Raw genomic sequence first — 16,208 nt, 5'->3', positions numbered from 1 at the left:
AATACTGAATAGCAGAAAGGATCAGAACATTACTTAAATGATCTTAATATGATAAAAATCGCGTATTCAGTTTATAGAATTACGGGAATAATTGGTACTTTTGTAAAGTTACTTTACTATATTAATCATGAGTATTTTTCGTTCACTAAGGCATTACAATTATAGATTATTTTTTACAGGGCAAGCCATCTCACTCGTAGGTACATGGATGCAACGTGTAGCCATCAGCTGGCTGGTATACAGGCTAACAGGCTCCGCTTTTTTACTGGGCCTCATAACCTTCCTTAGTTTAATCCCATCCTTAATACTGGCACCTTACGCCGGTAGTTATGTAGACAGGCATAACAAATACAAAATCCTGGTCATTACACAGGTTATCCTGATGCTACAGGCTGGTGCACTTGCCGCCATGATCTGGTTTAAGGTTTATGATATGTTCTGGATCGCAGCCCTCTCACTTGTCCAGGGTTTGGTAAATGCATTTGATGTTACGGCACGTCAATCACTAATGGTAAATTTAATTGATGACAAACAGGATTTGCCGAATGCGATTGCACTTAACTCCTCTATGTTCAATGCCGCCAGGCTCATCGGACCCGCTCTTGCGGGTGTGATATTAAGTACACTCGGTGAAGACATTTGTTTTTTAATCAATTTTCTTAGTTTTATTGCTGTGCTGGGTTGTATGGTAATGATGAAACTAAATCTCGCCGAACAAGCCAAATCAAAAGAAAATATTTGGATTGATCTGAAAAAGGGATATGATTATTTAAAAGCGTCACCTGACCTGGCTTCAATGATTTTGATGATGGCTGCATCGAGCTTACTCGTTATTCCATTTACGACTTTACTTCCCGTGTTTGCCAAAGATATTTTTAATGGTAATGCCACTACATTTGGGTGGTTTGAAAGTGCAGCTGGATTTGGTGCGTTCTTTGGAGCCATTTACATGGCTACATTAAAACCAGGTCAGAACCTGCAAAAAATCGTCATATTATCGGGTACTGTGCTGGCGGTAGCCGTGATCGCACTTGCTGTTTCCCCTTCGTTAATATTGGCACTGGTTTGTACGGGATTGGCAGCGCTGGGTTTAATGGCCCAAACTTCTTCCATCAATACCTATTTGCAAACACATGCTGATGATTTGATGAGGGGGCGTACCCTGAGTTACTATATCATGGCATACCAGGGGGTTTTGCCGATTGGAAGTTTACTAATGGGCTATTTTGCACACCAGTTTGGTACGCAAACTGTTGTCGCCTTTGAAGGTTTTGCGGGCTTACTGATTGTATCTGCCTTTATATATCATGAAAAACACATTGCGAAAACCAATGCTATGGCATTTTAGATGTAAGGCCGAACCCCATACGCATTAATGCAATACGAGCCTGCAGTCAACCATTATTTTCCTGTAATCCTGCAAGTCGATTTCCTTATTGATGAGTTGTAAGAGCAGTTTTATAGCATTTTCACCCACCGATTCAGGATTTTCTTCTATGGAGGCCACCGGCGGATTATCCAGATAGGTAATAAATGCATTGTTTCCAAACCCAACACATTCTATTTTAGCAAATCCGGGGTAGTCTATTGATTTCAGGTATTTGATTGCATCGAACAGGATTGGCTCTTTGAAAGCAACCAAAGCTGTCGGTATATTATCTTCGCCAGAAAAGAGGTGTTTTATCGCAGTAATGGTATTCTTCTGATCAAAATCAGTATAAGCAACCAGGTCAGCGGAAAAGGGAATCTGATTATCCTTTAGTGCATTGATATAGCCATTAAAACGGTCGTGCGTAAAATTAATCATCTTTGGCCCGCCGAGGTAGGCTATTTTTCGGTGCCCCCGTTCAATCAGGAACTGCGTAGCCTGATAGCACCCTTGAAAAGTATTTCCGAGTACTTTATGGCAATTTAAATTGAAGCTTGGATTACGGGTATAGTATACTACCGGCACACCCATTTTTTCAAACTGATCAAGATGATCAAATTCCTGTGTATGTTTGGATATAGCCACTATCAATCCATCTACCCGGCTTCTTAAGAGCATATCTGCCGATAGAATTTCCTTTTGCAAATCATCGTGAGACTGACTGATAATCACATTATATCCGTTCGCTGTGGCAAATTGCTCCACGCCATCAATACTCCGGGTAAAAAAATGATCCGATAAATTTGGCAGAATGATCCCGATAATCCTGGAACGTTTTTCCTTCAAATTGATGGCTGATTTATTTGGAGTAAAGTTCAGTTCCCTGGCCATTTCCTGTACACGCTTCTTGGTGTACTCGTTAATTGTAGGGTAGTTGTTAAGCGCCTTCGAAACTGTAGATACCGACATCTTTAACTTCCCGGCAAGAAATTTAAGCGTAACAGGCGTATTTTGCATCATCATTTCCAATCTCCATGCATAGTTAAGAAAAAAACGCAATTATTTCAAACGTTTGAAACGTTGTTTCTATCTGCTGTGCATGCCGGGGTGCATTTTATACCGTTGTTATCGGTTTCCCTTTTATAAATTCGCTATGCCTTTGGCGGAAAAACTCATCTAAAACCAAATTTTGCCCCTGATGGAAACATCGTCAGTTATTTAATTGTTAGTTTTGGAACAATCAATTAATTAACAAATTAAAAATAAGTTATGCTAAAATTAACCTATAGACTACTTTTAATCTGCTTATCGCTTTTTTCTTCAGTTAGTTACGCTCAGGTTACATCTATACAAAATATTCAGGCCCGGAAGGTCCAAAGTCTGAACGGAAAATGGAACTATATCATCGATCCTTACGAAAATGGCTATTATGACTACAGACATGAACCATTTGATAAATCCAAAAGTGGCACAGGCGGCTTCTTCGATGACCGTGTTCAAAAAGATAAATCAGAACTCATTGAATACGATTTCGATCGTTCACCTCAAATGAACGTCCCGGGAGACTGGAACTCACAACTGGAAAAACTGGAACTTTATGAAGGTAATATCTGGTTCAGAAGGAAATTTGACGCCAGGCCTGAAAAAGGCAAAAAATACTTTATCTATTTCGCAGCAGTGAACTACGAAGCGCATGTATACGTAAATGGGAAGAAGGTAGGAATACATAAGGGCGGTTTTACTCCATTCCAGTTCGACGTAACCAGCACATTGAAAGTGGGCGAGAACTCTATTGTTGTTAAAGTTGACAATACCCGGAAGGCCGATGAAATTCCGACCGTAAATACCGACTGGTGGAATTATGGCGGCATCACCCGCGACGTTTTCCTTGCGGAATTTCCGGAGCACTTTATTAGTGATTATAAATTACAACTCGTTAAAGGAAATAATAACTTATTGAGTTTTACACTAAAACTGAATGATGCCACCCCAAATCAGGAAATTACACTATCTATCCCGGAATTAAAGCTCGAAAAAAAATACAAAACGGATGCTGAAGGTAAGATAGCCGATGATTTCACCTGGAACAATTTAAGTTTATGGTCGCCCGAAACACCAAAGCTTTATGCGGTAAATATCAAAACTGATAAAGAAAACATTGATGATAAGATTGGCTTTAGAACCATACAAGTAGATGGCGACAGCATTCTTCTGAACGGCAAATCAGTTTTTCTTCGTGGCATTTCTATTCATGATGAAAACCCACTTGTAGCCGGTCGTTTGCGTGGGGAAGGTGATATGCGCATGATGTTGCAATGGGCAAAAGACATGAACTGTAACTATGTCCGCCTGGCGCATTACCCGCATAATGAGGAAATGATTCGTTTAGCTGATGAAATGGGCCTGCTCGTTTGGGCAGAAGTACCGGTGTACTGGACCATCAGCTGGACTAACCCCGCAACTTATGCCAACGCCAAACAGCAGCTTACTGATTTAATCGTGCGTGATAAAAACCGAGCCAGTGTTATAGTGTGGTCGGTAGGTAACGAAACACCACTGAGTGATGCTCGGTTAAGCTTCATGACGAATCTGGTAGAAACTGCCCGCACGCTTGACGATACCCGCTTGGTTGCAGCTGCTTTGGAAGTACACCGCGATGGAAATGCAATGTTACTGAACGATCCGCTGGGCGAAAAAATCGACCTGGTTAGTTTTAATGAATATGCGGGCTGGTATTGGGGGGGTAATCCATCAGAAATTACCAAATACACGTTCAATATCAAATATAACAAACCAGTGGTGGTTACAGAGTTCGGTGGCGATGCCCTTGGCGGCTTTCACGCGGATGAAAATACCCGTTGGAGCGAAGAATATCAGGAAGCATTGTACAGGAACCAGATTACACTCTTATCTAAAATAGGTGCATTACGCGGCATGACGCCCTGGATTTTAACCGATTTCAGGTCTCCAAGACGGCAGCATCCCATTTACCAGAATTTCTGGAACCGCAAAGGACTAATTAGTGAAACCGGTAAGAAAAAGAAGGCCTATTACATACTAAAAGATTTTTACGGGCAAATGCAGACGAAATATAAATAGGGAAATTAAATCAACAGATGGTGTTATTTGCCTAATAAATAAACGGTTAAACCCAAATCAGGGTGCTACAGAAAAAATATACCTTAGAATGATGTTAAATGATGTAAGTAATGACGTTTTTATTCGGAAATTCGGCGTTACAAATATATCGATGTCTTCACTGGCATTTAACATAAGTATACGATCATGATGAAAGAGAAACTGAGCATCCTGTTAATGCTGGCCACCGCCTTTACGGCTGGTGCCCAAACCAGGAAAGCAACAAAACCAGCTGTGAAAAGCACCGGAAGCTATTCAACAGTAAACAAAAAAGTAACCGTTTATGTAACTGCAGACAAGTCTGATTACCGGATGAGTAAAACAGAAACGTTAGACTTTACGGAGCATAAACAACCATTTGAAACCGAGCCTTGTATCTTTGTTGATCCAACGATCAAATATCAAACCTTCGTAGGTATTGGTGGCGCACTCACCGATGCTTCTGCTGAAACCTTTGCTAAACTGTCCAAAGCAAATCAGCAGGAATTACTAACGGCCTACTATAGTACTGATAAAGGGATTGGTTACAGCCTGGCCAGAACTAATATCGCAAGCTGCGACTTTTCCAGCGGGACTTATGCCTATATTCAGGATAACGACAAGGAACTGAAAACTTTCAGTGTGGCACATGATGAACAGTTTAAAATTCCATTGATTAAACAGGCTACAGCTGCCGCCGGCGGTAAATTAACTTTATATGTAAGTCCATGGTCGCCACCTGCATGGATGAAAGACAATAATAGCGTAATCGGAGGGGGTCACTTATTGCCTGCATACCGTCAGGCATGGGCCAACCATTATGTTAAATTCATTAAAACCTATGAGGCTATGGGCATTCCGGTTTGGGGTTTATCTGTTCAAAACGAGCCTATGGCCAAACAAATCTGGGAATCGTGCGTGTACACGGCCGAAGAAGAACGGGACTTTATTAAAAACTTCCTGGGCCCAACTTTACAGAAATCCGGACTTGCTGGCAAGAAACTTATTGCGTGGGACCATAACCGGGATCAGATTTTCCAGCGGGCAAGTATCATCTTAAATGACAAGGAAGCAGCTAAATATGTTTGGGGGATTGGGTATCACTGGTACGAAACCTGGACAGGTAGTGGCATGCAGTTTGGAAATGTAAAACAAACACATGAGGCTTATCCGGATAAAGCCCTGATTTTTACTGAAGGATGTAAAGAACAGTATGATGTAAAAAAACTGGATGACTGGACTTTGGGCGAGCGTTATGGCTATTCTATGATCAACGATTTTAACGCCGGTACAGGCGCATGGACCGACTGGAATATCCTTCTGGACGAAAAAGGCGGTCCGAATCATGTAGGGAACTTTTGTTTTGCACCAGTACATGCCGATACCAAAAAAGATAAAATCATTTATACAAATGCCTACTATTATATCGGACACTTCTCAAAGTTTATCCGTCCGGGAGCTAAAAGAGTAGGTACAGCATCAAGTCGTGATAAACTGATTTCCACAGCTTTCTTAAATACCGATGGTAAACTTGTAGTTGTGGTGATGAACCAATCAGACGAAAAATTAAAATACAATTTATGGATTAAAGGTGAGGCGGCCGAAGCAACAAGCTTACCTCATTCCATTGCCACATTAGTGGTAAACTAACCGAATAAAAACTAAAAAAATGGTAAATCAAGTCGAAAGTCTTTTTTCATTAAAAAACAAGGTTGTAGTGGTTACTGGCGCAACCGGTGTTTTGGGGGAGGCTTTTATTAATGGGTTGTGTGCAGCTCAAGCCACAATTGTAGTCATTGGCAGAAACGAAGATGCGGCCAGGCAGCGTGTAAAAGACGTTACTGAAGCAGGGGGAAAAGCCATTTATATCATTGCAGATGTACTCAATGAGGAGAACCTGAACGATGCGCATACTGAAATCATGAAAACCTATGGCCGCATCGATGCGCTGGTGAATGGTGCAGGTGGAAATATTCCTGAAGCAGTTGTTCAACCTGGCAGCGATGTTTTCAATTTAAATATTAATGCTTTGAAACAGGCTTTCGACTTGAATTTGTTTGGAACGATAGTGCCTACACAGATTTTCGGGAAGGAAATTGCCAAACATGGCGGTAGTATTGTAAACATCTCATCGGTTTCAGCTTCACAAGCGGTAACCCGTGTACTGGGTTATTCGCTTGCTAAAACAGCAATTGACAGTTATACCAAATGGATGGCGGTGGAGCTGGCCAACAGGTATGGCGATAAGGTCAGGATGAATGCCATTGTTCCTGGTTTTTTTATCACTAATCAAAACAGGGCGTTGCTTACCAACACTGATGAATCACTCACAAGCAGGGGACAGGCCATTATTACCAAAACGCCCTTTAAACGATTCGGTTCTCCCGATGAATTAATAGGGGCTTTGGTGTACCTTTTAAGTGATGCTTCGAAATTTGTAAGTGGCGAGAGCATTACAGTAGACGGTGGATTTTGTGCGTTTTCAGGTGTATAAAACCAAATTTAAATATATCACAAATTTTTATGAAATATAAAAAACTAGAGCAAACCTGGCGTTGGTATGGTCCGAATGATCCGGTTAGTTTACAGGATGTTAAGCAGGCCGGTGCAACCGGGATCGTATCTGCACTACACCATATTCCCCATGGCGAAATCTGGCCTCTGGAAGATATTCAGGAACGGAAAGCTATTATTGAAGCCGCAGGCCTCAACTGGTCGGTAGTTGAGAGTGTTCCGGTTCATGAAGCCATTAAAACACGCAGGGCCGATGCGGAGCACTACCTCGAAAACTACAGGACTTCGTTAAGAAACTTGTCTGCATGCGGGATTAAAACCGTTTGCTACAATTTTATGCCTGTGCTGGACTGGACACGTACGCAACTCGATCTGGAGATGACCGATGGCTCTAAAGCTTTATATTTCAATTGGATCGACCTGGCGATTTTTGACCTTTACATTTTAAAACGCGACCATGCAGCTTCAGATTATTCGCCTTCTATTTTGCAACGCGCACAAGATAAATATGCTACACTGGATGAAAACGCACTAAATGATTTGCGGGTAAACGTACTGATGGGCATTCCGAATGAGAAAGAGATTGAACTGGAGACTTTAAGGGCCAGCATTAATGAATACGCTGCAATAGGTACCGCCGGATTGAAAGAAAACTTAAATTTTTTCCTTTCTTCCATAGCCGATGTATGTACCGAAGAAGGGATCAGGATGACTATCCACCCTGATGATCCACCTTATCCTATTTTAGGCTTACCCCGGATTGCCAGTACCCTTCAGGATTTCAAAGACATTATATCTGGTGTAGACCAGCCTTTTAACGGTGTATGTTTCTGCACAGGTTCACTAGGTGCAGGTATGAAAAACGATGCCCTTGAAATTTTTCAGGCGGTAAAGGAGCGGGTGTATTTTCTTCACCTGCGTAATGTGACCAAGGATGAAGATGGCAGTTTTTATGAAGCCGATCACCTCGGTGGCGACGTTAACATGTATGAAATTATGAAAGCCGTTTCGGAAGAGAATGCGCTACGTGCACAGCCTATTCCATTCCGACCAGATCACGGGCATCAGATGTTGGATGACCTGGCCAAACAAACCAATCCGGGTTATTCGGCAATTGGCCGTTTAAGAGGCCTGGCAGAGCTAAGAGGCTTGGAAATAGGGGTAACCGGAAATTACTAAAATCATTGTTTTTGATTTGCAGAAGTATGATTTCATCATTTAGATAATAATAGTGAAAAATTAATTCATTAGTATTGAATTACTTATTCCGCTGTAGCGCAGAATGGGCGATATTTTTGAAATATATTTTCTCTTATTAAATAGAACTTCTATATTTGCAGCTCATTAAAAAATGAGCCTCGGTAGCTCAGTTGGATAGAGCAACGGTTTTCTAAACCGTGGGTCAGGGGTTCGAATCCCTTCCGGGGTACAAAAAATCCTCTTTAATTAATTTTAAAGAGGATTTTTTTTTGAGATTATGTTTTCTGTAGGGTTGTAAGCAGGTTTACTGTTTATCAATACGATATAACCTTCCTCCATCAGTGACGGCATAAAGTGCATTATCTATACCTTGCGTAATGTCGCGGAATCGCTGTCCTTCACTGGCCAGGAGCCTTTCTTCACCCACTACCTTATTATTAGTGATCACCAGCCGGGCAATATGCGTTGCGCTCAGCGAACACATAAACAGATTGTTTTGCCATTCAGGTATACGGTTGCCACTATAAAAAGTCATACCACTTGGGGAAATTACCGGATCCCAGTAATAAACAGGTTGTTCCAGTCCATTCTGCTGCTGGATAGCAGATCCTATTGCCGCGCCGCTATATTCGATACCGTACGTAATAGTTGGCCAGCCGTAGTTTTTGCCGCCCTGTAGTCTGTTGAGTTCATCGCCACCACGTGGCCCATGTTCGCTTTGCCAGATATCTCCGGTAACGGGATGCAGCGCTAATCCCTGAGGATTCCGGTGTCCCATACTATAGAGTTCTGGTAGTGCACCTGAAGTGGTGAAAGTTGGGTTCCCAGCGGCAGCCTGACCGTTGGTATTGATTCGTATCACCTTGCCCAGGCCTGCAGTTACTGATTGTGCCAGTGGTCTTGTGGCCAGGTCTGATCGTTCACCCGCACTCACGATGAGATTGCCGGTTTTGTCGAAAAGAATTCTGCCACCATAATGCAATGTGCCGTTATATGCCGGTCCTGCACGGTAAATTATTGTAGCATTCTCAATGATCAGTTCATTTTGTGCCAACCGACCCTTCGCTACTGAAGTTTGTGTACCACCCGCCACATTTTCTGAAAATACCCAATAAACCATTCGATTGCTTGAAAACTGCGGATCGATACAGAGGCCGAGCAGTCCGCCCTGTCCGTTTGCATTTACAGCGGGAAGACCGGTTATCGGTGCACTCAACGTTCCGGTTGTGGTGGCGATGCGCATGGTGCCAGCTTTTTGAGTAATTAAGAATCTCCCGTCAGGAAGGGTTGTGATGCCCCAGGGAGCGCTAAGCGCTGTTGATATTGCGGTGCCTTGTATGGCTGTACTGGTACGTACCGCTGTCATTCTCGTTTGTCCAGCAAATGCGGGAGCGTAGCTGGTATTGGGTGCATTGGTTTCAACGCCAAGACCAATAACCGGGTCAATTTCAGGGTCTGTTTCCTCAATGCTTCCTTTGGAGCATGCTGCTGCCAGCAGAAAGAAACTGGCGATGGTAATCAGGTTAAGCTTGTTTTTCATGGTAGTGATTTTTAGGTTTCTGATTAATCTTAGTTCAATTAAAGCTGCTACGTGTAATGAATATTCTTGTTATCATCGATATAAAAACCGTAATCTTTTTCGTGATAGAAAATATGGTAGGGGTTATCTTTTGTTGCACCAAGGGTTTGTAAAACAGGAAAGAATTCACTAAAAATTAGTGTCATTCCTTCAACGGTTTGCTGAAAAGCTGACTCTTTAAGATCAATCGTGGTTTTCAGCGCTTCAGTTGCTTGTTTACCCGCTGCACTTTTATCCTGATCTGCCTCTGCTAACGCTGGCTTCAGTTCCAGGTCTATCTCTGCACGTTCTGCAAGTGCTTTTTCTTTATTTTCTAAGTACTGAATTGCTAGTATTTCATTTTCCATATTTAATTAACCGGCAGCCATCAAAATAGTTTCCAATAAAAGAATTCTTCTTTCAATGGCACTGATCGCCGTGTTTAGTGGTTTACAAAATAATCCATCATGGAAAAACAATAAGCAGATAATAATGAAACTTGCTACCAAGTCTAACTTCGATCTGCTGTAACCTCTGCAATGTAATGCGCCAGAAAAGGAGCTGTTTTACTTTCTGTACAACGTCTAAGTCCTTCGGTTGTTCCTGCATATACAATTTTACCTCCTTCATCTCCGGCGCCAGGCCCGATATCAATTACCCAATCACTCTGGGCAATTACCTGCATATCATGCTCTACAATAATTACTGTATTTCCGGCATCTGCTAATTTATTGAGTTGTATCATCAATCTTTCAACATCAGCAGGGTGGAGGCCGGTTGTTGGCTCATCAAGTACGTATAGCGAAGACCCTTTCTGAATTTTTTGCAATTCAGTAGCGAGCTTGATTCGCTGTGCTTCTCCACCAGAAAGTTCAGTGGCAGATTGTCCCAGGCGCAGGTATCCCAATCCAACTTCCCGAAGAATATCGAGTGAACGGTAAATCTGTGGATCTTCATCAAAAAGGTTTCGTGCCTGGTCTACAGTTAGTTCCAGAATCTGGGCGATGGTTTTGTCTTTAAAAGTCACCTCGAGCGTAGCGTTGTTATAACGTGTTCCGTCACATACCGGACAAGGTGTATAAACACTTGGCAAAAATAGCAATTCAACCATTACGAAGCCTTCTCCCTGACATCTGGGGCAACGGCCTTTAGCTACATTGAAAGAAAAACGACCTGCATCGTATTTTCGCTTTCTGGCCAGCGGTGTTTCCGCGAAGCGTTTTCGCACATGGTCAAAAAGACCGGTGTATGTGGCCAGGTTTGAACGGGGGGTACGCCCTATAGGCTTTTGGTCTACAACAACCAAACGGGAAATGTTATTCAATCCCGATATGATTTTGCCTTGAACCGGTGCACTAACTTCTGCGTGATAATCATCGGCCGGGTTTACAGGTAACACTTGAAAATCTTGTCCCAGTCCTTTGGCGACGAGTTCTACCAGAATATGGCTCACCAGACTGCTTTTGCCCGATCCTGAAATACCGGTTACGCAAGTCAATAAGCCGAGTGGAAACTCAACGCTGATATTTTTGAGGTTATGCCTGGTGGCTCCACCAATGCTCAGCTTTCCTGTTGTCTGGCGGTTAGCTGAACGATTCTTTCCAGCTGCACTGAAGAGATATCTGGAGGTGAGTGAGTCTGCGATATTCTTTAGGCCGCCCGGCAAACCATTATATAAAATCTGGCCTCCGTGTGCACCTGCAGAAGGCCCCACATCAACAATCCAGTCTGCATGGCGGATGACTTCAATTTCATGTTCTACGACAAAAATGCTGTTCCCTGCTGCCTTTAGTTTGTCCAGGATGTTAAGCAGCGCCCGGGTATCTGCCGGATGTAATCCTGCGGAAGGTTCGTCAAGTACATAAACGACACCAAAAAGATTTGAATGAACCTGTGTGGCCAGGCGGAGCCGTTGAAGTTCTCCAGGTGAAAGGGTAGGAGTGGTCCTTTCTAATGTGAGATAGCCAAGTCCCAGCTCCAGCATCACGCTGATGCGCGAAAGGATGTCGGCGCAAATTCTTTGCTTAACCACTTGTTTTTCCCTTTTTCCATTATTGCGGGCATGTTTTCCAACAATAGCAGATAGTGACGAAAGGGAGAGACGTGACATTTCTGCGATATCTTTTTTATCAAACTTAACCGATAGCGCGGCGCGCTGCAGGCGTTTGCCTTCGCATACCGGACAGGGTGTGCTGATCATGAATTCACTGACCCTTTTTTTCATCAGTTCAGACTGACTTGACGAAAAGGTTTTGAGCACGTACGGTTTTGCACCTATAAAAGTACCCATATAATCTGGTGTCCTTTTCTGCCTGATTGCCTTTGCTGTCTCCTCCGGCGTATAACCCGGATATACCGGTACCGTTGGCGTTTCTTCTGTAAAGAGGATCCAGTCGCGGTCTTTTTGTGGCAAATCTTTCCACGGAATATCTACATTGTAGCCCATTGAAACCAATATGTCGCGTTGGTTCTGTCCCTGCCAGGCTTTTGGCCAAGAGGCAATTGCATGTGCCCTGATACTAAGGCAAGCATCAGGTACCATTGTTTTCTCTGTCACTTCAAATACGCTTCCAAGTCCATGGCATTCGGGACATGCGCCCTCTGGTGTGTTGGGCGAAAAACCCTCTGCATAAATGATTTCCTGATCTTCAGGATAATCTCCTGCCCTGGAGTATAACATGCGGAGCAGGTTTGAAAGGGTGGTAACACTGCCAACAGAAGACCTGGTGCTGGCGCCTCCGCGCTGTTGCTGGAGGGCCACTGCGGGCGGGAGTCCATCTATCGAATCCACCTCGGGTACATTCATTTGATTGAAGAGGCGGCGTGCATAAGGAGAGACTGATTCCAGATACCGTCGTTGTGCTTCTGCATACAAGGTCCCAAAGGCCAGTGATGACTTACCTGATCCGGATACACCGGTAAATACTACCAGTTTGTCGCGTGGTATATCAAGCGAAACATCTTTCAGGTTGTGCTCCCGTGCGCCGCGGATCCTGATCATATTGTTATTATTTTTATCTGCCATCATGTATTCAATATTACAAAGATCCAAACCGTTATATTGTTTTAAAAACAGCAGAGATAATTTCTTCTTTGAAAATATAATTATGGTCAAACATTATATGAGCTTTGTTTGTATAGTAGCTACTATCAAGAATCATTAACACTTTATTTATTCTATGAAGCTACCTATACAAAGGCAAATTTTCTTTCTGGCCTTGTTTTCTCTAGCCGCAGGTGCGCAGGCTCAAATCAAAACAGATACAGTCCGGCGCCGAACGGACAGTACTTCCCGACCAGTAAATCCACCAGATACGGTCCCGAAGACGCAATCCATACCAAAAACTCCAGTAAAAACGCCTCCCAATCCTCTCTCTGTAAGATCAGCCGCTCCGGCCAGTACAGGTAACAACCTAACCAACACTTCCTCATCCAAATCATCAGATACGACGGCTATCGTAGTGAAAGGTACTGTACGCGATGAAAAAAATCTTCCTGTTCCAGGCGCTGTTGTACAGGTTGTAGGAAAACCTGTTAAAACAACTACTGATGAAAATGGAAAGTTTACCATCAATCTGCCAGCTAAAAACAGCAGCATTCAGGTATTGTTTATCGGATATATCACTAAAACAGTTACACCCGGAAGCCAGCGTGAGCTTTCAATAACCCTTGTTCCATCCAGCCAGAAGTTAGACGATGTAGTGATTACGGGTTATTCTACCCAGCAAAAGAAAGACCTTACGGGAGCCGTATCGCAAATCAGATCGTCGGATATCGACAATATGCCGGTTGGAGGTGTTGATCAGGTACTTCAGGGAAAAGCGGCCGGGGTTTCGGTGACACAAGGCACAGGCGCACCTGGTGAAGGTATTGCTGTGCGTATCAGAGGTATCGGAACAATCAACAATAACAATCCGCTGTACGTGATCGATGGCGTGCCAAGCACATCAGGCATTAACCAGATTTCACCAACGGATATTGAAAGTATCAGTATCCTAAAGGATGCTTCTTCGGCCTCAATCTACGGTGCCCGGGCATCTAATGGCGTAGTAGTGGTCACTACTAAAAAGGGAAAATCAGGAAAATCACATTTCAACCTGTCGCAATATACAGGTGTACAGGTACATGGCGATTTGATTAAAATGGCCAATACCGAACAGTACGTTGCAGCATTTAACACCGCTGCTATGGCAGACGGCAGAACGCAGATACCGGCTACTTTGATTGCCGGTCTTCCGGACGTAAACTGGCAAAAGGAGGTTCTTAAACCCGCATTGATCAACAATACTAACCTCTCTGTAGATGGCGGAAATGAAACAGGTAACTATCTGGTGGCCGCTAACTATTACAAACAGGATGGTTTGATCAATAACAGTGCTTATGATCGGTTTAACCTGAGGACTGCCGTAAACAGTACACTATCGAAAATATTTTCTACAGGCCTAAACCTTAACCTTTCTTATGCACGCACCCGGCAGGTAGGAGCCTCAGGCGATGGTTTCGGAAGCGGAAACCAGGGCGCCAGCGTCATGCGTTATGCTCTTTTCCGCACGCCGGCTACTCCGGTGTTTAAACCGAACGGAGATTATGTGGATCTTCCTGACAACCCGGCTTTTTTTGGTGATGGATTAAATCCTGTAGGATATGCAGATAACTTTGACAGAAACAATAATGCTTATAGCATGCTTGGTAACGTTTTTCTGGAAGCCAAAATTCTTGAAGGTTTGAAGTTCCGTACTACCCTCGGTGGTACGCTGGTCATCACCGACTTTAAGCAGTTTTTTAAAATCTGGGGAGATCGCGCACAGAACTCACCTGGTAGTTTAGCCCGCTCAAATGCTAATCAACTGGATTATAACTGGACCAATACCCTGACTTATAACCTTAAACTGGGCGACAACCATACATTTAACTTCCTGGCCGGATCGGAAAGTATCAAAAGCCGCACCAACGGCCTCTCTGCTTCAAGGTCAATTTTTCCAAATCAATCTGCAGACTTCCAATACCTGGATAATGGAATTGGCATACAGCAGAATGGTGAGAACGAATCCCGATGGGCATTATTCTCTTTGTTTGGACGAGCCGATTATCAATACGCTGAAAAGTATCTTGCTAGCTTCACTGTTCGCCGCGATGGGTCTTCGCGCCTGAATCCTGCAAACCGGTATGGTAACTTCTATGCCGGCTCAATTGGCTGGAGGTTAGATCAGGAATCTTTTTTAAAGAATTTTAAACCACTATCGATGCTGAAACTGCGGGCAAGCATCGGGCAGACCGGAAACCAGGAAATCAGTAATTATGCCTATACCTCATTAAATTCTTTTGTAGGCTTCTATCCGTTTGGTGGCACACCTGTAATCGGAAATTCTCTCACATCGAGAGGAAACAGCAACATTACCTGGGAAACCAGCACACAAAGCAATTTTGGTTTGGATGTGGCATTTTTCGACAATGCACTTCAGCTGAATGCCGACTATTTCATCCGGGATAATTCTGATATTCTTTTTGCCAATCCACTGCCACCAAGTGCTGGCGGAGGTGGCAGCCCATATGTCAATGCCGGAAAAGTCCGTAATCAGGGCATTGAACTACAGGTTTCCTACCGTGGAAAAATTGCAGAGAACTGGAGTTTTGATGTATCAGGAAATGTTGCTACTTTAAATAATAAGGTACTTTCGTTAGCTGGTTCGCCAATTGTAGGAGGCAGGATTGACAATGAGTATTATGCTACATTGACTACTGTTGGACAGCCCATAGGCGCTTTTTACCTGCTTCCTATGGAAGGTATTTTCCAGAATGATCTGGATATTTTCACCCATGCCTATCAGGGCGCCGGAATTCAACCTGGAGATGTAAAATATAAAGATTCGAATGGCGACGGGCTTATCGATGAGAAAGACAGAGAATTTGCAGGCAGTCCGATTCCGAAATTAACCTATGGTTTTACAGGCAATCTGAAATTCAAACAATTTGATCTGAGTGTATTTTTTCAAGGCGCTTACGGCAATAAACTGTATAATCAGGTGGCTACCGATATTGAAGGCTTTTACCGCGCCTTCAACATCACTGAGCGCATTGCTACGGGAAGCTGGAACGGTGCGGGCAGTACCAATGAGTTTCCACGCCTTACCTGGAGCTCGGCTTCTTCCACAAACAACAAAAGACCTTCAACCAGATTTCTGGAAGATGGCTCTTACCTGAGACTCAAAAATTTACAGATAGGTTATACCTTAAGCCCCAAGGTATTGTCGGCCTTAAAAATCGCTTCCATGCGGGTTTATGCCAGCGGTCAAAACCTATTGACATTTACGAAATACACGGGTCTGGATCCTGAAATTTATACCAGCAGTAATGGCCAGGGAGATGGTGTACGCGCAGTAGGGATTGACTGGGGAACTTACCCTTCGGCAAGAATTTATACGCTTGGTCTTAATCTTAATTTCTAATCTG

At 43.4% G+C, this 16,208-nt stretch carries 10 protein-coding genes and 1 tRNA gene; 7 read left to right on the top strand and 4 right to left on the bottom strand.

The features are described 5' to 3' along the window. The first annotated feature begins 127 nt into the window (after window positions 1-127). Window positions 128-1,348, top strand: a complete 1,221-nt coding sequence (locus tag AB669_RS03315) for an MFS transporter (RefSeq protein ID WP_047797882.1) — start codon at window positions 128-130, stop codon at window positions 1,346-1,348. A gap of 24 nt (window positions 1,349-1,372) precedes the next feature. Here the strand turns inward: AB669_RS03315 and AB669_RS03310 are convergent, their stop codons facing one another. After that, a complete protein-coding gene (locus AB669_RS03310; protein ID WP_156166642.1) occupies window positions 1,373-2,428 on the bottom strand; it encodes a LacI family DNA-binding transcriptional regulator in 1,056 nt (351 codons plus the stop codon). A 210-nt stretch (window positions 2,429-2,638) separates the two neighbouring features. Here AB669_RS03310 and AB669_RS03305 point away from each other — a divergent pair, with 210 nt between their 5' ends. From AB669_RS03305 to AB669_RS03285, 5 genes are all read left to right on the top strand, one after another. Beyond that, the gene (locus tag AB669_RS03305) at window positions 2,639-4,468 is read left to right on the top strand and encodes a glycoside hydrolase family 2 protein (RefSeq protein WP_047797880.1); all 1,830 of its coding nucleotides are present in this window, start codon (window positions 2,639-2,641) and stop codon (window positions 4,466-4,468) included. Window positions 4,469-4,654: 186 nt separating this feature from the next. Beyond that, window positions 4,655-6,136, top strand: coding sequence for a glycoside hydrolase family 30 beta sandwich domain-containing protein (locus tag AB669_RS03300; RefSeq protein ID WP_369799728.1), 1,482 nt, complete (start codon window positions 4,655-4,657; stop codon window positions 6,134-6,136). A gap of 19 nt (window positions 6,137-6,155) precedes the next feature. Continuing rightward, entirely contained in the window at window positions 6,156-6,980 is an 825-nt protein-coding gene (locus AB669_RS03295) for an SDR family oxidoreductase (protein ID WP_047797878.1), read from the top strand. Window positions 6,981-7,009: 29 nt separating this feature from the next. Next, on the top strand, window positions 7,010-8,179 hold the full coding sequence (gene uxuA / locus AB669_RS03290) for a mannonate dehydratase (protein WP_047797877.1): 1,170 nt from the start codon (window positions 7,010-7,012) through the stop codon (window positions 8,177-8,179). A 176-nt stretch (window positions 8,180-8,355) separates the two neighbouring features. Further along, window positions 8,356-8,429, top strand: a tRNA-Arg gene (locus AB669_RS03285). A gap of 75 nt (window positions 8,430-8,504) precedes the next feature. Here AB669_RS03285 and AB669_RS03280 read toward each other — a convergent pair. From AB669_RS03280 to uvrA, 3 genes are all read right to left on the bottom strand, one after another. Next, window positions 8,505-9,740, bottom strand: a complete 1,236-nt coding sequence (locus AB669_RS03280) for a PQQ-dependent sugar dehydrogenase (protein WP_047797876.1) — start codon at window positions 9,738-9,740, stop codon at window positions 8,505-8,507. A gap of 47 nt (window positions 9,741-9,787) precedes the next feature. Next, on the bottom strand, window positions 9,788-10,126 hold the full coding sequence (locus AB669_RS03275) for a hypothetical protein (protein ID WP_047797875.1): 339 nt from the start codon (window positions 10,124-10,126) through the stop codon (window positions 9,788-9,790). Window positions 10,127-10,269: 143 nt separating this feature from the next. Then, window positions 10,270-12,786 (bottom strand): excinuclease ABC subunit UvrA, encoded by a 2,517-nt coding sequence (uvrA, locus tag AB669_RS03270; RefSeq protein ID WP_156166641.1) that lies wholly within the window; start codon window positions 12,784-12,786, stop codon window positions 10,270-10,272. Window positions 12,787-12,937: 151 nt separating this feature from the next. Here uvrA and AB669_RS03265 point away from each other — a divergent pair, with 151 nt between their 5' ends. After that, window positions 12,938-16,204, top strand: coding sequence for a TonB-dependent receptor (locus tag AB669_RS03265; protein WP_053058226.1), 3,267 nt, complete (start codon window positions 12,938-12,940; stop codon window positions 16,202-16,204). The last annotated feature ends 4 nt before the right edge of the window (window positions 16,205-16,208 follow it).

The sequence above is a fragment of the Pedobacter sp. BMA genome, assembly GCF_001027745.1.
In the GTDB taxonomy this organism is placed as follows: Bacteria; Bacteroidota; Bacteroidia; order Sphingobacteriales; family Sphingobacteriaceae; genus Pedobacter.
Note: the sequence above shows the minus strand (reverse complement) of the source record. Positions and strands in the feature narration are given on the sequence as shown.